Below are 19,447 nucleotides of genomic sequence, written 5' to 3'. Positions count from 1 at the left end.
GAGCGCAAATCAACAGCCCCCATTAAAAGAGCAAAAAAAGACTGTCGGCAAATCCGAATTTCTTCGGATTTGTCGACAGTCTGAGGTGAGGAGAGTTCCTCACCTTTTTATATGCCCATTTTATAATCGTATTCTTTCGCCTTGTCGGGTGCTGAGTTTTCATATTCCATCTTAAGAAATGGTTTATAGGAAGGTTCTACCTTTTTTACAAAAGAAAAGTTATTTAGCTTTTCTATAATTCCTTCTATATCATCCTGATTACAATATAAAACAACATATTTTAGCTTTTTCGAAACATAATGTACATTTCCAAACCGCCGAAGCATTTTGGCTTGTTTTAATGAATAAAGCCAAACAACTAATCCTTGTCTCTGAATAAACATACCTTTTCCCCTTAACCATCATATAGAATAAAGGATATCATAACAAAACAATAATTTTCAATTTATTCTAATAAAAATTCAGTACTTAAGCTAAATTTTTATTAGAATATATAGTAATCAAGCTCTGTTTTTTTGTTATGCACTGCACCCGCAGCTTCCACCGCTGCCGCAGCCGCTGCCATGACCAGTGTCAAAGAACGGGCTGCCTGTAGGTACTTTAATATGTTCAGAAACCGCTCCTCCAACCAGTATACTGACTTCATCCAAAAGACGTTGCAGGTCATTCTCTGCCAATTTAAATTCGGCAACATACGGATCCAGGTCCATTTCTCGTTTATATTCACGAATCTTCAACATGACCCGTTTATAATCTGGATGGTATTTCCCAAATCTTTGAACCTCCTCGTAAAGCTCTTTCATCTTTACAAATTGGTTAATCTTCCTTTGCGATTCAGAATTGTTCTGCATTCTATATAAACATTTGCGATATTGGTCCACAAGATCTGATTCTAGTATCATCTTTGCTAATTGTTCTGCGTTTTCCAACAATTGAACTCGTTCTAATGTAGCAAGCATAAACGCCCACCTCCAATGTTATTTTACCATGAAAATAGGAGAAAGCGAAAGTTTGCTTTATTAGGGATTATTACCATCATCAGTTAGTCATCTCTAATAGACCTTGGAAACCTTCCCGGAGTTATTATTGATACCCATAAAAAAAAGGCCGCAACATTAAGGTTGTGTGCCATTTTTCATTGCCTGAAACATAGAATACATCATGGAAGCCATTACGACCCCATTTGAAAATTTTTCGACTTGATCAGGAATTGTCTTTTTATAATAATGAAGTGATGCAATTTCAAAAGATTGTAAGTCGTATGGGTTTCTTGTCAGTTTCCGATACCAATGCGGCTGTTCCCGTAAAAACTTTTTCAAGTCCTTTTGTCGCTCAATATACTCGAGTATATCTCTTCTCATTCAATAAACCACCTTAATCTTGTCTAAATGAAAATGGATGCTTAGGTCCCTCTGGTGGATTGACCTGCCCTGGTCCCGGTGGAGTGGTTCCCTGAAATTGCGAAATCAGCCCCTGTATTGCACCAAGCGCCTGGCTTATATTGGCAAGATGGGCCTGCATTTGATTTGGGTCCATTTTTTTTGCCATACCAAGAATATTAGATAAAAAATCACCCTTTGTGCCTGAAGTTTCCGCTTTACTTTCTTCTGAGGAGGATGTGGTACCGACTGATTCCCATCGTTTGTCTTCTTCACCTAATAAGTACCAATCCTCATATAATTCCTGCCAAGTGGCTTTCCCCTTTCTGACCTCTTGTATAAGTTTTGGGTTATTTTTCACAAACTCTTTAAATTTTAAGACGGAAGGGTGCAATTTTTTTTGCGTCATCTTTCTCACCTCTGCCCATAGTGATCCCACTGTTACAATATGAAAAAAAATCAAAAGTGTGAAATCTTCTAAAGAAGCCAATATTTTATTAAAACGGATTTAAATGGTAAGATATCTATTAGAAAAGTATTTGAAAGAGGTTAGTTAAATGAAGGATGAATTACGACAGCTATTGGAAACATGCATGGAAAATGGGACTGAACTCGATCTAAAAGCTATTAAATTCTTGTTAGAAGGCGTGCAAAACAAAATCAGTAAACATAGAGATGTTTATATTGCTGATCTTCTACATATGGAAAGCCATATCGATAAGGACAGTTGTGAAATCACTATACCGGTAAATCCTGTCCTAAATAATAATTTAAAAATTGTCCATGGTGGAATTACAGCCACCTTACTTGATACCGTTATGGGTTCGTTAGCCAATTATCAACTTCCAGAAGGCTATGGAGCGGTTACCAATCAACTTAATATTCACTATATTGCTCCCGGCGGCGGAGATTTTCTGAATGGCAAAGCCAAAATAATCCACAGAGGGACAAAAACCATGGTCGTGGAAGGCGATGTTTTTCGCAGTGATGGGAAAAAAATCGCCCATGCAACTGGAACCTTTTTCGTCGTTACTAAATAGCATGAAAAAAAACGACTGTTTCATGGGGAACCTCATGAAACAGCCGTTTATTCTCCTTTTTGGATAAAGTTTTGTGTATAATATTTTTTAAATACTCCAACACCCAAGTGTGTAAAATCTTTGTTTAACAAAGTTTCCCTATGACCTTTACTGTTTAGCCAACCTTCTACCGAGGCTGGACCATCCGTATAATTGGCAGCAATATTTTCACCTGCAGTTTGGTAGTCCACCTTTTCCTTATTTAACCGATCGTTTAGGCTACCAAACTTTTTTGAGGTATGGGAAAAATCATTGTTTTCAGCCATATCTTGGCTATGACCATATGCAACTGCTGCTGTTGTTTCATCCCATTTTACAGGTTTTACATTGTAACGTACCCTCAGAACATTGGTAATATCAAAAATTTCCTGTTCGGCCCCTATCTCTATCTCCTGCCATGATTCTTCACTTGGTGCTTGAGCTTCAATTAAATCCCCACTGTAAACAAGTTCATATGGGCGCTGCTTGATTAAAGTCTCGGCATCTAAAAACCGAACACCGGAGAGGCTCCCGGTAAATTTATCGATGTAAAGCTGGACGTATACGTTGCCTAATTGTACTATAGGCCGTAAATTAAGATCCGTATCATTGAGTTCAAACCGATAGGTATTCCCATTTAATTCAATATTTAAATTAGTATCAATATATTGTGTATTAAATATCTCTTCAACAGACTGTCCAATTTCAAAGGGAGCTACGTCCAAATTTTCCCCAATGGCATACAGGGTGACCACCTTGTTATTGGCAATCCCCACTTGCATATATCGTTTATAGTCCAAGTTATAGATATACCACTGGTAGCCATACATTGTTTCATCTATACGCTGTGGTGCTCCTAACTCTTTTTCAACCTCAGACAAATCTTTTCCAATTAATAATGACACCCCCTGTTTAGGGCGTTCAGAAACAGGTTTACTAGAAGTGTTATCATCAGGATGGTTTACCGTTGACTGGTCCATTTCTGCAAGATGATCTTCTTTAATCAGTACCTTATCCTGACTTTTATCCATAATTCCTGTGTAAAACCAGATCGTCAAAATAACAGCTGCAAGTATCAATATTCTAAATAATGCTTTCAGAGGCCTGCCCACCCTCTCTATTTCTCATACTATCATTATATTACATAATAAAAATAATTATATCATTTAAAAGTTAATAAGTAATAATGAATGTGTTAAATGTGTGTAAACATTCTATTCTAATAAATAAAACAGGTACAAATAGCACCTGTTAATAACAAAACCCTATTCATTTCACGATAATTTAGTTTACAGATAGCTTCGGGCAAAAACCTTCTCCCTAATTAAATGTGATGTTCGGAAATTTGTGTCAAAGCCTCTTTTGCTTGGTCATCCGTTAATTCCCTTATTGCAAAGTCGCCAAGTGAAACCATACCAATTAATTTTCCATCTTCAACAACAGGTATCCTACGTATTTGGTGCTCTGACATTAGTTTTATGGCCTCTCTGCTTGTTGCTTCTGGTGAGATAGTGATAAGCTTATCGCTCATTACCTTTTCTACTTTTGTAGAACCAGGATTTTTTTCCGCTACCCCTCTAATCACAATATCACGGTCCGTGATCATTCCGACAAGCCGCTCATTATCAACAATAGGAATAGCACCTACATTATATTCTTTCATTTTGACAGCAACTTCGTAAACGTTATCCAACAATGTACAGCACTCAATGTCATCTGTCATAATATCACGGATTTTTTCCATTGTTTCGCCTCCACTATTTTTCCTGTTTACCCATAGGCTTCCCAAACCTATTTGTTTTATTCGATATATCTACTGATTGCAAGTTGATTCATTTTCATCTATTATTAAATTGATGTTAACTAATAAACACAGGGGTATGGCTTGTTTTAGGAGGGAATGTAAAATGAGATTCGAAAACACAGGAATTGAGAACCTAAAAACGGACCTTAATCGATTAGATGATGTAATGAGCAATCATGGAATGGTTCGTGCTGGTCAGTGGGATTATGAGCGCGTTACATACGATCGTAAGTTTGAATTAAGAGAAGGGGTATTTTATCTCCGCATTCAAGGATATGCAGTTGAAGGCGATGTCGATACCTTCAAAGCAATTATTCAATTGATGACACCGTTATTGGGTAAACATTACTATCCCCACGGTGTAGAGTATGGTGAGGGAGAAAACTTTCCTTCTTCCCTTGTCAACCAATGCAAAAAGATTGTTGAAGATGTGAAAAACGAACTTAGTTCAATAGCTCTATAAAGCAAAAAGACGCATGACTTCATCATGCGTCTTTTACTTTCAGTTAAAATCCTAATATTGCTTTGATTAACGACGTGGTTTCTCCCCCATGATAAAAGACATATAATAATAAGTAGACGGCTACTCCTGTTATAGCTGTGAAAAACCAAACAATACTCGTAATTGGGCCAAGTTTGCGATGGAATGAAAATCTATTTTTATAACCAGTGTATAGGGATATTATCCCCAGTACTGCCCCAACAGTTGCTAAGGTAATATGAAAAACCAAAAATACCGTATAATAAATTTTTATTGAATCAGGACCACCAAACGATGTATTTCCAATAAAAATCGTTCTTGCCGCATAAATAATGAAAAAGATTAGCGCAAAAATTGCGGCTAAAATCATTGTTTTTTTATGCGAGTCTTTTTTTCCTTGCCTAATTTTTCCCCAGCCAATGGCAACCGTTATTCCGCTTAATACAATAAATGAGGTACTTATCGTTGGTAAAACTGGTATGGAATCCATTTGATTTCCTCTCTTTACATATATTCTAAAATAATTTTAATGTAGTTTACCTTGTTTTTCAATTAAGACATGTTAAGCAACATACATTTACCTTAACTAGCAAGCGGACGGTGACATAATAGTCAAAAAAAAAACTCCCTTAGACAGGGAGACTAATCAATTGGTCTTGGATTTACAGGCTGTTTTAGGAGATGTTCAGACTCTTCCTGATCCTTCCGGTACCATTCAAAAAATACTTTAGCTAGAATAACGGAATATATGACTTCTTGAATGATTTTCATTACTGTACCGCCAAGACGTTGATCATAAAGAAGCGGCATGGAGCTAAACATCTCGGGACCGCTTAAATTTAAATTAGCAAAAGCTGCAGTGCCTACACATAAACTCATCACTTTTCCCCATACAGTTGGGTCACTATAAGTTGCATAGAGTGGATTATCCGCAAAGATAATCAAAGCACACGAAGGTGTTATTAGAATTCCATTTATAAAGATATAGGCTACCTTCTTTATGCCGCTCAAATCATGCTTCCTAGGCAGAGGCGGTACTAACAACCACCACAACCATATGGCAGCAATAAATAAGAGTATTTGATACCCACCATGATAAAACCGATTCTGCATCACATTATCAAAAATAATGGGAATATGATAAAACGAAAAAAGTCCATTAAACGTGACTACAGCTACAACCGGTTTTGTGAATAGCTTAAAGCAAGCATCAACCGGTTTTATGCTTAAAAAGCCTCGCCATAGCCAAGGAGGAACCGACATGATAAATATAGGCGGAACTAAAAATACCAATAACACCATTGTAATAGCATGGACATAAAACATTAAATGTCCCATTAAATCAAGTGGTGATCCTTTTATGGCATAAATTAATACCATCGACGTCAAGAACAATCCAGCCTGCTGTTTGGTTAAAGGCTCACTATTTTGGAACCTTGTCCTGTACTTAACAGTCAATAAAAAATAGCCAATCGTAAGGGCTATTAGGACCAGTAAAAAGTATGGGCTCCAAAGTGCTTTGAAACTAAAAATGTCAAATATAAGCACAGAATTTCACCTCATTATATTAGGAAGAATCCATATGTTTATTATATCCTTGCCAACAGGGATAATCAAAGAAATGAACTCTGCTAAGTAAAAATCAAAGGCTGTCTTGAAGAGGATTTACCTCTTTAAGACAGCCTTTTTTTACCACCAAATGATTGTCATAAATGTCAAAATAGTTATCAATCCGACAAGTAAACCTGAATATAGGAATAATGAAGGAGCTTCGTGACCTTTATGACTCATATGCATGAAGTAATACAGCTGAAAAACAACTTGCACGACTGCTAATAGAATTATAAAAGGGACAGTAAACCAAGCGGATCCCTTCATAGCAACAGCACCAAATGCCACTAATGTCAGGAAAATCATCAATGAGAATGATACAACCTGATAACGCATTTCTTCAGCACTTTTGCGGCGGCGATACTCGTGATCAACTCTTGGATTCCCTGAATTTGTTTGTTGATTTGCCATCAGATCATCCCACCATTCCCATTAAATATACTACAGAAAAGATAAACACCCAAACAACGTCGATAAAGTGCCAATACAAACTGAAAACATAAAATTTTGGAGCGTTATAAAGGTTTAATCCGCGTTTTGCGTTGCGAATCATCAACGTTAAACACCACATCAAACCGAAGGCAACGTGTCCTCCATGAAATCCAACAAGTGTATAAAAGGCAGAACCGAATGCGCTGCTGGTAAATTTATGTCCCTCGTGAACATAGTTGGTAAACTCATATACCTCTGATCCAAGGAATGCTGCTCCTAATAAAGCAGTAATTCCAAACCATAGCATCATTTTCTTAAAGTTAAAGTTTTTCATCTGATAAATGGCGTAAACGCTTGTTAAAGAGCTTGTCAATAACAGCATTGTGGCCACAAAGGTTAATGGTAATTCAAATAGATCCTTAGCCAAAGGCATACTCGAATCAGGAACTTTATCCTTTAAGGCAAGATATGTGGCGAAGAGAGAGGAGAAAAGCACCGTCTCTCCCCCTAAGAATAACCAAAAACCAGTAAATTTATTTTTTGCTTCAAGGGTGGATCTCTCCGGCTCTGCAGGCCATGATTCATACGTTAATTTTTCTTCAGCGTGCATTATGCCTTAACCCCCTTATCATTATCGTCCATTAATTCTTCCTTATGGATATGGAATCCATGGTCGTCTTTCACAGAACGTACCAGCATTGAACCGAAAGTAACTAATAATCCAATCACGATTACTGGGATTGCCCAAGAATGTTCGCCATTGTACAAGGCTCCAAAAGCAGCAATGAAAAGACCGAATGCGATAACAAAAGGTAAGAAGGATGCATTTGGCATGTGAATGTCACCAAGCGGTTCAGCAGGTGTCATACCTTTCTTGCCTTCCATTTTCTCAATCCAAAAAGCGTCTAAGCCGCGAACTAGCGGAAGCTGTTTGAAGTTATAGAATGGCGGTGGTGAAGGAATTGCCCATTCAAGCGTACGTCCGTCACCCCAAGGGTCATCGCCAACTTTAACATTTTTAACAGAAGTTACTACTACGTTAATCAACAATACAATTACACCTAGTGACATAAACAGGGCCCCAATAGAGCTGATCATATTGGCTGTATCAAAGCCTTGTCCTGGAAGGTAAGTAAATACACGACGTGGCATTCCCCAAAGTCCTAGGAAGTGCTGAATAAAGAATGTCATGTGGAAACCGATAAAGAAAAGCCAGAAGGTAAGCTTCCCAAGGGTTTCATTTAACATCGTACCAAATATTTTTGGCCACCAATACTGAACACCTGCAAAGATCGAGAATACAACACCACCGACTATAACATAGTGGAAGTGAGCAACAACGAAGTACGTATCATGGTACTGATAGTCAGCTGCAGCTGCTGCCAGCATAACCCCAGTTACCCCACCCATTATGAAAGATGGAATAAACGCAAATGCCCAGTGCATAGGAGCTGTAAATTTAACACTTCCGCCCCACATGGTAAACAACCAGTTGAAAATTTTAATACCAGTAGGTACACCAATAGCCATGGTTGCAACGGCAAAAATAGCATTAGCTACAGGACCCAATCCCGTTGTAAACATATGGTGAGCCCAAACCATGAAGCCCAAGAAACCGATTAATACAGTTGCAAATACCATGGATGAGTATCCAAATAAACGTTTTCTCGAGAACGTAGAGAATATTTCCGAGAAAATACCGAAAGCCGGCAGTACTAGGATATATACCTCAGGGTGACCGAATATCCAGAATAAATGTTCCCAAATAACTGTGTTACCACCATTGGCTACAACAAAGAAATTAGAACCAAACATACGGTCAAACATCATTAATACAAGACCAACAGTTAGTGGTGGGAATGCGAATAAGATTAACGCAGATGCAACAAAAGTTGTCCATGTAAACAACGGCATTCTCATGTAAGTCATTCCAGGTGCACGCATATTGATAATCGTAACGAGGAAGTTAATACCACCAATTAATGTTCCAAGACCTGATATCTGTAAACCTAATACGTAAAAATCAATTCCATGTCCTTTTGAGTGAATCGCAAGAGATGCATAAGATGTCCATCCAGCGTCAGGCGCGCCCCCCATAAACCAAGAAAGGTTCAGGAACACTCCACCGAAGAAGAATAGCCAAAATCCAAGTGCATTTAAAAATGGAAAGGCAACGTCACGTGCGCCAATTTGCAATGGCATAACTGCATTCATAAAGCCAAACAGGATTGGCATAGCAGCCAAGAAAATCATAGTTGTTCCATGCATTGTGATGATTTCATTAAAAGCTCCGGCACTGACAAAATCATTATTAGGCACCGCAAGCTGAATGCGGATAAATACTGCTTCTAGTCCTCCGACTAAAAAAAACAGTCCGCCTGCCAATAGATAGAGGATGGCGATTTTTTTATGGTCAACAGTTGTTAAAAAGTCCCATACAGTCGCACCAAACCCCTTTTTTTGAGCATAGGTACTCACAATTTTACCTCCCTTTTAACCAATTCCCTTTATTGCTGAACCTTTAACCCCATCAAATATTCTGCCAAGGCATCAAGCTGATCTTCCGACATTTTCGGATATTTATTAGTCATCATATTACCTGGTTTATATTTTTCTGGATCACGAATCCAATTTTTCAAATCTTCCTTATTATGATCAAGGACGCCAGCGACACGAGAACGATCACCAAAGTTTGTTAAGTTTGGAGCCATTCTGGCTGTATCAGGCATTTGATTCGAAGGTGTTACAGCATGACAACCAATACAGCTATTATTAAATATTTCTTGTCCCTCTGCAGCTAAATCGGTTTGTGCTTTTTGCGGTTTTTTTACATCCTTCATGGATTTAACCCAAGAATCGAAATCGTCGCGGCTGAGTGCTTTTACTTTAAAGTCCATTAACGCATGGGACGGACCGCAGAGTTCAGCACATTTACCGTAGAAAAGCCCCCCTGCATCATTTGCTCTCTTCGAGTCAAACTCAAGCCAGAACTTGTTTTCATTATCGGTATTCGTGTCCATTTTTCCGCCAACAGCCGGTATCCAGAACGAGTGTTTTACGTCTAATGATTTTAGGTTAAAATAAACCTTTTCATCGGTTGGAACCACCAATTCTTGGCTAGTGACAATTTTTTGATTAGGATATTCAAAATCCCACCAATATAAATGAGAACGGACATTGATCACTAATGCTTTGCTATTTTTCTTGTCCATTTGGTCAACATTTGCAAGTTTAAATGTTGCAGCAACTGTCGGTACAGCAAGAATTAACAGTAATAGAATAGGAATAACTGTCCAAATAATTTCCAGCTTGTGGCTTCCTTCTACTTGTTTTGGAATTGTATCATCTTTTCTTCTAAAACGGAAAAAGACTGTTACGAAGATAATGACAACCACAAGGATTACTCCAACCATAATGAAGGTACTTAGCTTCATTAAATCGTATTGCGTGTCTGCAACTTCACCGGCAGGCTTCAACGCGGAAAGGTACGGTTCGCCACATCCGGAGAGTACTAGCGTTAAAATCGCAAGAAATGAGATCAAACGCCATTTTGCAAGCCTTTTCATGCTTAATCAAACCCCTCTTTCGCTTTTAAATTCAAATTATTGATTAATCAAAGATGTATGTAGAATAATTCTTTCACATGACAGCCAGAGGCGAGCATCCTTATTTGCTGAAGCCCCTCTGGTTGTATGCATTGATGTAAAACACATGCGTTAGGCAGACAAACCTAAATTAATGTAACAATGACCATTGCAGTAAAAATAATGGTTAAGTATTGCAATGAATAAACAAACATTAGCTTTGCCCACTTAATATCATCTTTGATTTTATATCCATAAATCCCTAATACCAGCCAGCCGATATTTAAAACGCTGGCCAGAATTAGAAATGGGATTCCTAATTTCGTTAAAAGAAACGGTATTGGCAGCAACAAAGCTACCCAAATCAATATGTGGATTTTGGTGGTTCTAAATCCTTTTACAACAGGAAGCATTGGGATTCCTGCTGCCTTGTATTCTTTCACCCTGCGCATTGCTAATGCATAAAAATGCGGCGGCTGCCAAACAAACATTAGCACAAACAAGGACCAAGCCATAATATCTAAATTGCCATCAATTGCTGCCCATCCAATTAGCGGTGGAACTGCGCCAGAGATGCTGCCAATAATAGTATTGGACACTAATTGGCGTTTTGACCACATCGTATAAAGAACTACATAACTAAAAACCCCAAGCAGTCCAATCACTGTTGCAGTTACAGTTGTAAAGGATAAAAGTAGTGTACCTAATCCGATGAGAAGAATACCAAGCACTAGTACTTTACCAGGCACTATTTTCCCTGTTACTGTAGGTCTAGTCTTCGTTCGCTCCATTAGATGGTCGATATCGCGGTCAATATAATTATTAATTGCACATGATCCACCTATTATCAGTGATGAACCTACCACAGCAAAAAACACAATATCTAAATGATCAAGAAAGCTTTGACCAGAAAAGTGAAGGGCAAGCCAAAGCCCTGTAAACGTAGTTATCAGATTAGAATTTACGATACCAATTTTAATAAGTGCCATAAAATCTTTCCACACCGAAGTCTTTGCCCCCGATGCAATACCTGCCGCATCACTTTCTATGGCCGCATCTCCGTAAACCTTTGAGTTGGACATTTTCTTTCCTCCTAATTCCTAATAGCGTTTTTCCGCTAAACCATAGGATATCATAGTTGGTTTCTTCGTTCACTTCTGTTTTAAGAAGATACTGGAAAGAAATTACTTTTATTTCAATAAACAAACATGTATACACTGTTTTCAAAATAACTTTCTCTGTATATTAAATCACACTTTTTGAAGTTTTTGTGAACTTTTTTTGAATAATTTTTGACTATTTTGTGACCTTCATAGTTCAATTGCTATTATACAGTATTTTTAAACATTACGTTAGTCCAAGTATACTCAAATCATATAAAATCATAATATTTCTCACAGTGTGAAGGAAATAAAAAATGGAACTTGTTTTATTTTCTTCGTAACTGAATGTCCGACATAAGTTCCCAATTTATTTCTTTAGTATACAAGTTTTTATGTTTTCCACTATAATAATAGTATAAAATAGAAATTATCCAAAATGCTCAATTCTTAAAAAAGAAAACTCGCCCTTAGGCAGTCCCAGTCGGTCCAAAACAGAAAGAAATTTATTTTGGAAGATATATAAAAAATCCAGAACAAGTTTAAAAATTATTCTTCAATACAATACGAAATTCTGTTCTTTTTTTACAGAATTCGATATGATAAATAAGGTACTTTTTAATCTTTCTGTTTTCTTATTCATTATACTGTCATAAAAAAACTTTGACAAATTATTGAACTTTTAAGAGGTGAATATTTTTTGCGACGCTCTTTAAAATGGCTAGCGGTTGCCACTACCATCGGAATGGTTTTCATTTTACTAGGTGGGGCATTAGTGACTAAAACCGGATCTGGTATGGGATGCGGCAGGTCATGGCCCTTATGCAATGGCGAATTTGTTCCAACTGATATTACCGGTGAATTAATTATCGAGCTTGCCCACCGTCTAGTATCAGGTGCTGTTGGAATTATGGTATTAATTTTATCCGTATGGTCATGGAGGGCAATTGGACATATTCGGGAAACCAAGTTTTTATCTTTTTTATCTTTGTTTTTCTTATTGCTGCAAGGGCTCATTGGAGCAGCAGCTGTAGTTTGGGGACAATCGGGTTTTGTGTTGGCCTTGCATTTTGGAATCTCGCTTATTTCATTTGCTGCTGTATTCCTACTAACACTACTTATTTTTGAAGTAGATAAAAAATTTGAAGCAGACAAATTATTGATTGATAAGCGGATGGGACGTCATATATTAGGTATATCCATCTATAGTTACATTGTCATCTATACAGGAGCTTTGGTCAGGCATACGAAATCAAGTCTTGCTTGCCGTGATTGGCCTCTTTGTTTGAACGATGCACCCCAACTTCCCAGTAACCTGTATGAATGGGTTCAAATGGGGCATCGAACTGCAGCTGGACTAATATTTATCTGGATTGCCTATATTACTTATTTAGCCATTCGATACTACAAAGGTCAGAAAGTCATTTATTGGGGCTGGATTATTTCACTCATCCTTGTTACCTTGCAGGTAATTGCAGGAGCCATGATTATCTTTACTCGGTTAAATCTTTACATTGCGCTGTTACATGCGTTATTTATTACCTGCTTATTTGGAATTTTAAGCTACTTTATTTTACTTTGGACAAGATCAAGAAAGAATTATCATAAAATCCAGGACAAGCAGGGCACTGTAGTTCAATAGATATTAAAAAAGTTGCCGATTATGCCGGCAACTTTTTTCCTTTTAAGACTTAACCAACTCAATTAGCAGGTCACCCGTTTGGATGGCATCTCCACTTAAAACATAGATTTCTTTGACTGTTCCAGAAAAGGGTGCTTGGACGGTGGTTTCCATTTTCATCGCTTCTGTTATCATTAAATGGTCCCCTTGCTCCACCTTTTCTCCTTTTTCAATCAATACCTTAACCACAGTTCCAGGCATGGAAGCAGCAATATGACTTTCATTATTTGAATCTGCCTTTACCCTCGCAGCTGAAGTTGCTTTGATACTTTCATCCTTAATCACTACCTCACGAGGCTGGCCATTTAACTCAAAGTAAACAATCCTAGTGCCATCCGACTGCGGCTGACCGATTGAAACGAGCTTAACAATCAGTGTTTTTCCAGTTTCGATTTCGATTTTTACCTCTTCTCCTAATCGCAGTCCATAAAGGAATGTTGGCGTATCCATCACTGACAAATCTCCAAAGGCTTCTACTGTTTTAATATAATCAAGAAACACTTTTGGATACAGTGCATAGGAAATGAGTTCAAAAGACGTTGCCTGACGGCCCAATTTTACAAACAATTCTTCCTTCAAACTATCGAAATCAACTGGTTCTAACAGTTCCCCCGGCCGGCATTCTAAAGGCTGTTTCCCTTTTAGAATAACTTTTTGCAGTTCCTCCGGGAATCCACCGTAAGGCTGTCCAAGATAGCCTTGGAATAATTCTACAACAGAGTCTGGGAAATCCAGCGAATGCCCTTTAATTAAAACATCCTCTTCAGTCAAATTATTTTGGACCATAAACAGGGCCATATCACCGACTACCTTGGATGAAGGTGTTACTTTGACAATATCACCAAACATTAGATTTACTCTAGCGTACATATGCTTTACTTGTTCCCAACGGTCGCCTAATCCAACCGCTTTAGCCTGCTGCTGCAGATTACTATATTGCCCTCCTGGCATTTCATGCTGGTATACTTCGGTATGTGGAGACATCATACCTGACTCAAAATCATGATAATACTTTCGTACATCCTCCCAATAGGACGAAAGTGCTTCAAGGGACTCTATGTGAACATTAGGTTTGCGCTTTCCGCCTTCAAGCGCATAGTATAAAGAATTGCAGCTTGGCTGCGATGTTAGCCCTGCCATCGAACTCAAGGCAGTATCTACAATGTCCACTCCTGCTTCAATCGCTCTTGCATAGGTAAGCAGTCCGTTGCCGCTTGTATCATGCGTATGCAAGTGAATAGGGATATCGACAGTTTCCTTTAATTCTGATATTAGCCGATATGCCGCCTCCGGTTTCAACAAGCCTGCCATATCCTTGATTGCAAGAATATGCGCACCTTGTTGTTCTAGTTCCTTTGCTAAACTTTTATAATATTCCAGGTTATACTTACTTCGAGATTCATCTAAAATATCACCTGTATAGCAGATTGCCGTCTCTGCAATTTTCCCCGTTTGTCTAACGGCATCAATAGCCGTCTCCATCCCCTTTACCCAGTTAAGACTATCGAATATACGAAAAACGTCAATTCCCGCTGCAGCTGACTGATTGACAAATTCCCTTATTACATTATCGGGATAATTTTTGTAGCCCACCGCATTTGCGCCTCGTAATAGCATCTGGAAAAGGATATTTGGAATTCTTTCTCGTAAGATTAGCAGTCGTTCCCATGGATCTTCTTTTAGGAAGCGATACGCTGTATCAAACGTTGCTCCTCCCCACATTTCAAATGAAAATAACTCTGGAAGTAATTTTGCAGTGGGTTCAGCAATGTGAGCTATATCAATCGTTCTCATTCGTGTAGCTAGCAAAGATTGATGCGCATCTCTGAATGTCGTATCGGTCAATAATACTTGTTTTTGGTTTTTCACCCAATTCACTAATTCATCAGCACCATATTGATCCAGAATCTGCTTTGTCCCCGGTTTGTAAGGGGCATCATAAGCGATCTTCGGAACTTTAGGATTTGGAAACACTGGTCTTTTCCTTTTTTCAATACCTGGAAAACCATTCACTGTCACGGTTCCAATATAATTAAGCAGCTTTGTTCCCCTGTCTTTACTTGCTGGGAAAATAAATAACTCGGGTGTCGTATCAATGAACGAAGTATCGTACTCACCATTCAGGAATTTTTCATGTTTTACCACATTTTCAAGGAAAGGTATATTGGTTTTTATGCCCCTGATTCTAAATTCTTGTAAGTTACGGACCATTTTTGCGGCAGCATGTTCAAAGGTGAGGGCCCATGTCGTCAGTTTTACAAGCAAGGAGTCATAATAAGGGGTAATGACCGCTCCCACAAAACTGTTACCTGCATCAAGCCGTACACCAAATCCACCTCCAGAACGATAGGCTGCGATTCTTCCCGTGTCCGGCATAAAATTATTTAATGGGTCCTCTGTTGTAACACGGGACTGAATGGCAAATCCGTTTAATTGAATTTTGTCCTGTTGGGGTATTCCCACAATCGGACCGTGGAGTTCATGACCCTCCGAAACCAAAATTTGAGTTTGGACAATATCAATTCCCGTTACCATTTCAGTAACCGTATGTTCAACCTGAACACGGGGATTCACTTCAATAAAATAGAAGTTATCTCCGGAGACAAGAAACTCAACCGTACCCGCATTGAGGTAATTGACATGACTCATCAGTTTAACTGCTGCATCGCAAATCTGCTTGCGCAATTCATGGGAAATGGCTGTACTTGGGGCGACCTCCACTACTTTTTGATGGCGCCTTTGAACCGAACAATCGCGGTCATACAAATGGACAATGTTGCCATGCTTGTCGCCAATGATTTGGACCTCGATATGCTTTGGCTTTTCAATCAATTTCTCAAGATACACTTCGTCATTCCCGAAAGCTGCTTTTGCTTCCGATTTTGCTCGGTCAAAAGCCTCACTGACTTCTGCCCTGCTGTTGACAATTCTCATTCCCCGGCCCCCGCCGCCAAGAGCTGCCTTAATGATAATAGGAAATTCATGTTTTTCCCCAAATTCAATAACCTGCTCAATGCTGTCCACTGGGCCATCACTGCCGGGAATAACCGGAATGTCAGCAAGCTCTGCCTGGTGTCTCGCTTTTACCTTATCGCCAAACATATCTAAATGCTTAGATTTCGGCCCAATAAAAATGATGCCTTCATCTTCACAACGTTTTGCAAAGTGAATATTTTCCGAAAGAAATCCATACCCTGGGTGGATGGCATCTGCTCCGCTCCTCTTGGCAATGGCAATAATCCCATCAATATCCAAGTAAGCATCGATCGGCTTCTTCCCTTCCCCAACTAAGTAGGCTTCATCAGCTTTATATCGATGATATGAACCCGAATCCTCTTTCGAATAGATAGCAACAGTGCGAATATTCAGTTCCGTACAGGCGCGAAAGACCCTTATGGCAATTTCTCCCCTGTTTGCAACCAATACTTTGTTAATGTGTTTTGTCCCGATAATCCCCATTTTACAAAAATGCCTCCTACCGATTATTCTATAACTTTTATAATATCATACAAATTAGAATAATCAGTAAAGAAACAATCGAAAAAATATTCTGCAAAACAATTAATTCAGACGGTTAGCTCAAAATTAGGAGTTCCATCTTCCTTCCAAGAAATCACACGTGCCATTGTGTGTCGATTTGGATCTCAGAGCGGGTTTCCCTGAATATCCTGGTAATTGCGGGCGTGATAGATTAAGATATCCGTATTTTCATCCCCTGTAGTGGTAAAACTATTATGTCCTGGTCCAAATTCTTTCCTTTTCACATTGGTTTGCAAAACAGGCAGCTTTGACTTCGACCATGACTTAGGATTTAATAGATTCCTGTTTTCATCCGCCGTCAGCATTCCCATACAGTAGTTTGCATCCGTTGCGCTGGCGGAATAGGTTAGAAATATTCTGCCGTTCCTTTTTAAAACAGCCGGTCCCTCATTGACCCAAAAGCCAGCTTTTTCCCACCCGAATTCAGGTGTTGTGATCATCACTTGTGGTCCCTCGATTGTCCAGGGGTTTGCCATTTTAGCAATATAGAGGTTGGTACTCCCCTCTATATTTGGGTCCTTTTGTGCCCAGACATAGTACCGGGTTCCTTTTTGTTCAAAGGTTGTAGCATCAAGCGAAAAAGACTCCCATTCCGTTAGTACTTGGCCTTTTTCTATCCAAGAACCCACAAGAGGGTTTTCGGATTGATTTTCGAGCACATACATCCGATGGGCAAAAATCGCGTCCTTCCTCGCGGCCGCAAAGTAAATGTACCATTTACCATCAATATAATGGATTTCGGGAGCCCAAATATTGGCGCTCATGATGCCGCTATCATGCTGTCTCCAGACGACAACAGGATCAGCCTCGGCCAATCCCTCGATTGTATGTGACCTGCGTACTTCAATTCGGTCGTATCCCGGAACCAGTGCAGTAAAATAATAAAAGCCATCCGTATGCTTGTATACCCATGGGTCAGCACGCTGCTCGACAATGGGGTTTTTAAAAGAAACAAATTGTTTCATATTCTTTCACACTTCCTTTTTCCCATTCTCCACATGGGCCACTTTATTCCATCTTGGTGTCTCTACACTAGGGCAACCTTTATTTTTGAATTTTGCCCGATAACGGACAAGGCACCCGCAATGGGCACAGGTCGTCCCGTATTGCAAAGAGGGACAATTCCCGCATTGCTCCAATCTAAAAAAATAAATTTCGTCAGCAACCAACTTTGAGGGGTCATCTTGCTCTGCTTCTTGTATCATTTGATTGATTGCATCATCCGCCACGAGTACAGATTCAAGACAGCCCTTACAAAAACTTTTTTCTTCCACAAGTACCACCATCCCATTAGGATTCAAGGGCCAAGGTCACAACCGACATGGCTGGCAAGCAAACAGAAAGTGTAGCCTCTGTCATCTTTACACCATGAAATTCAACTGGTTTTACCACATCCGGCTGTTCAAAGGTATTATGGGCGTTCATGCTCCCTGCGGTTAAAACAGTACCTGATACGCTTGAATTAGTTCCATTTAGCCCGCGGAGTTCAATGCTTAGATCTGCTTTATTGAACGGATCAATATTGCATAAACTGATGTGAATTCTTCCTTTGTCACTTTTAGAGGCAGTTACACTAACTTGCGGCAACGCTTCCCCTTTATGCATATAGTTGCCGAATGATGCTTGGACAGCTATACGCTCTGCATCCTGATGGACTTTGTACATGTTAAACACATGATAGGTTGGGGTGAGGATCATTTTTTCCCCTTCTGTTAAAATCATCGCTTGCAGGACATTAACCGTCTGGGCGATATTGGCCATCTGCACACGGTCATTGTGGTTGTGGAAAATATGAAAATGCACCCCTGCCACCAGCGCGTCTCTTAACGTGTTTTGTTGATACAAAAAGCCTGGATTAGTTCCTTTTTCTACATTAAACCAGGTACCCCATTCATCCACAATCAGTCCAACTCTCTTTTGGGGGTCATATTGATCCATGATTTTCGAGTGTTTTGAGATAAGCTCCTCCATTCGGTAGGCCTTCTTCATAGTGATGAACCATTCATCCTCGGCAAAATCGATAGCAGAACCTTTATCTTGCCAATCGCCAGGGACGGTATAATAATGGACGCTGAGTCCATCCATCATACGCTCCGCATTTTTCATTAGGACTTCTGTCCAATTATAATCATCTGAATTGGCGCCACCCGCTATCTTATAAATTCTATTGCCTCCATAATTTCTAACATATGTTTGATAACGGCGATATAGGTCAGAGTAATACTCGGCTCGCATATTACCGCCGCAGCCCCAATTTTCATTTCCAACCCCAAAGTATGTCAGTTTCCAAGGCTTTTCTCTGCCATTTTCCCTGCGCCAATTGGCCATTGGCGATTCCCCGTCAAAGGTCATATACTCCACCCACTCAGACATCTCCTGAACAGTTCCGCTCCCAACGTTTCCGCAAATATAGGGTTCGCATCCCAGCAATTCGCATAAAAGCATAAATTCGTGGGTTCCAAAATGATTGTTTTCCACAACACCGCCCCAATGGGTGTTGACCATACGCTTGCGGTTTTCTTTTGGACCAACCCCATCCTTCCAATGGTACTCATCGGCAAAGCAGCCTCCCGGCCAGCGGAGAACCGGGATGTTTATTTCCTTTAATGCCTCCAATACATCGTTACGAATTCCCATCGTATTCGGAATCAGAGAATCTTCTCCTACCCAAATTCCTCCATAAATGCATCTGCCTAGATGTTCTGCAAAATGTCCATAGATATTCTTATTAATTTTCCCTTGCGTAATATCGGTGTTTATAATTACATTGTTCATTA

At 39.3% G+C, this 19,447-nt stretch carries 19 protein-coding genes and 1 pseudogene; 3 read left to right on the top strand and 17 right to left on the bottom strand.

The features are described from left to right. Positions 1–107 precede the first annotated feature (107 nt). The 4 genes from BN2425_RS05685 to BN2425_RS05670 all read right to left on the bottom strand — a co-directional run bounded on the left by BN2425_RS05685 (position 108) and on the right by BN2425_RS05670 (position 1,788). Positions 108–383 carry a YlbG family protein gene (locus BN2425_RS05685; protein WP_042456087.1) on the bottom strand — a complete coding sequence of 92 codons (276 nt, stop codon included), beginning with the start codon at positions 381–383 and terminating at the stop codon, positions 108–110. 135 nt (positions 384–518) lie between these two features. After that, positions 519–959 carry a YlbF family regulator gene (locus BN2425_RS05680; RefSeq protein WP_042456085.1) on the bottom strand — a complete coding sequence of 147 codons (441 nt, stop codon included), beginning with the start codon at positions 957–959 and terminating at the stop codon, positions 519–521. Positions 960–1,115: 156 nt separating this feature from the next. Next, entirely contained in the window at positions 1,116–1,361 is a 246-nt protein-coding gene (locus BN2425_RS05675; RefSeq protein WP_042456083.1) for a YlbE-like family protein, read from the bottom strand. 13 nt (positions 1,362–1,374) lie between these two features. Continuing rightward, positions 1,375–1,788: a YlbD family protein gene (locus BN2425_RS05670; RefSeq protein WP_042456081.1), complete on the bottom strand. Its 414-nt coding sequence runs from the start codon at positions 1,786–1,788 to the stop codon at positions 1,375–1,377. A gap of 148 nt (positions 1,789–1,936) precedes the next feature. Here BN2425_RS05670 and BN2425_RS05665 point away from each other — a divergent pair, with 148 nt between their 5' ends. Continuing rightward, positions 1,937–2,419 (top strand): PaaI family thioesterase, encoded by a 483-nt coding sequence (locus BN2425_RS05665; protein WP_042456079.1) that lies wholly within the window; start codon positions 1,937–1,939, stop codon positions 2,417–2,419. Between the two features lie 47 nt (positions 2,420–2,466). Here BN2425_RS05665 and BN2425_RS05660 read toward each other — a convergent pair whose 3' ends face one another. Both BN2425_RS05660 and BN2425_RS05655 read right to left on the bottom strand, forming a co-directional pair. Further along, positions 2,467–3,549 (bottom strand): CAP domain-containing protein, encoded by a 1,083-nt coding sequence (locus BN2425_RS05660; RefSeq protein ID WP_235714575.1) that lies wholly within the window; start codon positions 3,547–3,549, stop codon positions 2,467–2,469. Between the two features lie 212 nt (positions 3,550–3,761). Beyond that, positions 3,762–4,181, bottom strand: coding sequence for a CBS domain-containing protein (locus BN2425_RS05655; RefSeq protein WP_042456077.1), 420 nt, complete (start codon positions 4,179–4,181; stop codon positions 3,762–3,764). 163 nt (positions 4,182–4,344) lie between these two features. Here BN2425_RS05655 and BN2425_RS05650 point away from each other — a divergent pair, with 163 nt between their 5' ends. Next, entirely contained in the window at positions 4,345–4,704 is a 360-nt protein-coding gene (locus BN2425_RS05650; protein WP_042456076.1) for a YugN family protein, read from the top strand. Positions 4,705–4,747: 43 nt separating this feature from the next. Here the strand turns inward: BN2425_RS05650 and BN2425_RS05645 are convergent, their stop codons facing one another. The 7 genes from BN2425_RS05645 to cyoE form a co-directional block, all read right to left on the bottom strand. Continuing rightward, complete coding sequence (locus tag BN2425_RS05645; protein ID WP_042456074.1) at positions 4,748–5,212, bottom strand: DUF420 domain-containing protein; 465 nt, start codon at positions 5,210–5,212, stop codon at positions 4,748–4,750. A 152-nt stretch (positions 5,213–5,364) separates the two neighbouring features. Next, positions 5,365–6,270, bottom strand: coding sequence for a cytochrome c oxidase assembly factor CtaG (gene ctaG, locus BN2425_RS05640; protein ID WP_042456073.1), 906 nt, complete (start codon positions 6,268–6,270; stop codon positions 5,365–5,367). 141 nt (positions 6,271–6,411) lie between these two features. Further along, positions 6,412–6,744: a cytochrome c oxidase subunit IVB gene (ctaF, locus tag BN2425_RS05635; RefSeq protein WP_042456072.1), complete on the bottom strand. Its 333-nt coding sequence runs from the start codon at positions 6,742–6,744 to the stop codon at positions 6,412–6,414. A 4-nt stretch (positions 6,745–6,748) separates the two neighbouring features. Further along, positions 6,749–7,375, bottom strand: a complete 627-nt coding sequence (locus BN2425_RS05630; RefSeq protein ID WP_042456071.1) for a cytochrome (ubi)quinol oxidase subunit III — start codon at positions 7,373–7,375, stop codon at positions 6,749–6,751. Beyond that, positions 7,375–9,243, bottom strand: a complete 1,869-nt coding sequence (gene ctaD, locus BN2425_RS05625; RefSeq protein ID WP_042456069.1) for a cytochrome c oxidase subunit I — start codon at positions 9,241–9,243, stop codon at positions 7,375–7,377. The genes BN2425_RS05630 and ctaD overlap by 1 nt, the downstream gene beginning before the upstream one ends. A 29-nt stretch (positions 9,244–9,272) precedes the next feature. Continuing rightward, positions 9,273–10,331, bottom strand: a complete 1,059-nt coding sequence (gene coxB / locus BN2425_RS05620) for a cytochrome c oxidase subunit II (protein ID WP_042456067.1) — start codon at positions 10,329–10,331, stop codon at positions 9,273–9,275. A gap of 164 nt (positions 10,332–10,495) precedes the next feature. Then, positions 10,496–11,431 (bottom strand): heme o synthase, encoded by a 936-nt coding sequence (gene cyoE / locus BN2425_RS05615; protein ID WP_042456064.1) that lies wholly within the window; start codon positions 11,429–11,431, stop codon positions 10,496–10,498. Positions 11,432–12,149: 718 nt separating this feature from the next. Here cyoE and BN2425_RS05610 point away from each other — a divergent pair. Beyond that, the gene (locus BN2425_RS05610; protein ID WP_042456062.1) at positions 12,150–13,091 is read left to right on the top strand and encodes a COX15/CtaA family protein; all 942 of its coding nucleotides are present in this window, start codon (positions 12,150–12,152) and stop codon (positions 13,089–13,091) included. Between the two features lie 42 nt (positions 13,092–13,133). Here the strand turns inward: BN2425_RS05610 and pyc are convergent, their stop codons facing one another. From pyc to BN2425_RS05590, 4 genes and pseudogenes are all read right to left on the bottom strand, one after another. Further along, on the bottom strand, positions 13,134–16,589 hold the full coding sequence (gene pyc / locus BN2425_RS05605; protein ID WP_042456057.1) for a pyruvate carboxylase: 3,456 nt from the start codon (positions 16,587–16,589) through the stop codon (positions 13,134–13,136). 107 nt (positions 16,590–16,696) lie between these two features. Beyond that, positions 16,697–17,635: pseudogene (locus BN2425_RS05600) on the bottom strand (glycoside hydrolase family 43 protein). Between the two features lie 6 nt (positions 17,636–17,641). Continuing rightward, positions 17,642–17,944 (bottom strand): hypothetical protein, encoded by a 303-nt coding sequence (locus tag BN2425_RS05595; RefSeq protein WP_052352786.1) that lies wholly within the window; start codon positions 17,942–17,944, stop codon positions 17,642–17,644. A 16-nt stretch (positions 17,945–17,960) separates the two neighbouring features. Next, positions 17,961–19,445 (bottom strand): alpha-N-arabinofuranosidase, encoded by a 1,485-nt coding sequence (locus tag BN2425_RS05590; RefSeq protein ID WP_042456056.1) that lies wholly within the window; start codon positions 19,443–19,445, stop codon positions 17,961–17,963. Positions 19,446–19,447 lie beyond the last annotated feature (2 nt).

Source organism: Neobacillus dielmonensis (genome assembly GCF_000612665.1).
Classification (GTDB): domain Bacteria; phylum Bacillota; class Bacilli; order Bacillales; family Cytobacillaceae; genus Neobacillus; species Neobacillus dielmonensis.
Note: the sequence above shows the minus strand (reverse complement) of the source record. Positions and strands in the feature narration are given on the sequence as shown.

Coding starts and splice junctions, on each gene's coding strand:
- BN2425_RS05685 (WP_042456087.1), bottom strand. CDS start 383: ATGTTTATTCAGAGACAAGGATTAGTTGTTTGGCTTTATTCATTAAAA.
- BN2425_RS05680 (WP_042456085.1), bottom strand. CDS start 959: ATGCTTGCTACATTAGAACGAGTTCAATTGTTGGAAAACGCAGAACAA.
- BN2425_RS05675 (WP_042456083.1), bottom strand. CDS start 1,361: ATGAGAAGAGATATACTCGAGTATATTGAGCGACAAAAGGACTTGAAA.
- BN2425_RS05670 (WP_042456081.1), bottom strand. CDS start 1,788: ATGACGCAAAAAAAATTGCACCCTTCCGTCTTAAAATTTAAAGAGTTT.
- BN2425_RS05665 (WP_042456079.1), top strand. CDS start 1,937: ATGAAGGATGAATTACGACAGCTATTGGAAACATGCATGGAAAATGGG.
- BN2425_RS05655 (WP_042456077.1), bottom strand. CDS start 4,181: ATGGAAAAAATCCGTGATATTATGACAGATGACATTGAGTGCTGTACA.
- BN2425_RS05650 (WP_042456076.1), top strand. CDS start 4,345: ATGAGATTCGAAAACACAGGAATTGAGAACCTAAAAACGGACCTTAAT.
- BN2425_RS05645 (WP_042456074.1), bottom strand. CDS start 5,212: ATGGATTCCATACCAGTTTTACCAACGATAAGTACCTCATTTATTGTA.
- ctaF (WP_042456072.1), bottom strand. CDS start 6,744: ATGGCAAATCAACAAACAAATTCAGGGAATCCAAGAGTTGATCACGAG.
- BN2425_RS05630 (WP_042456071.1), bottom strand. CDS start 7,375: ATGCACGCTGAAGAAAAATTAACGTATGAATCATGGCCTGCAGAGCCG.
- coxB (WP_042456067.1), bottom strand. CDS start 10,331: ATGAAAAGGCTTGCAAAATGGCGTTTGATCTCATTTCTTGCGATTTTA.
- cyoE (WP_042456064.1), bottom strand. CDS start 11,431: ATGTCCAACTCAAAGGTTTACGGAGATGCGGCCATAGAAAGTGATGCG.
- pyc (WP_042456057.1), bottom strand. CDS start 16,589: ATGGGGATTATCGGGACAAAACACATTAACAAAGTATTGGTTGCAAAC.
- BN2425_RS05590 (WP_042456056.1), bottom strand. CDS start 19,445: ATGAACAATGTAATTATAAACACCGATATTACGCAAGGGAAAATTAAT.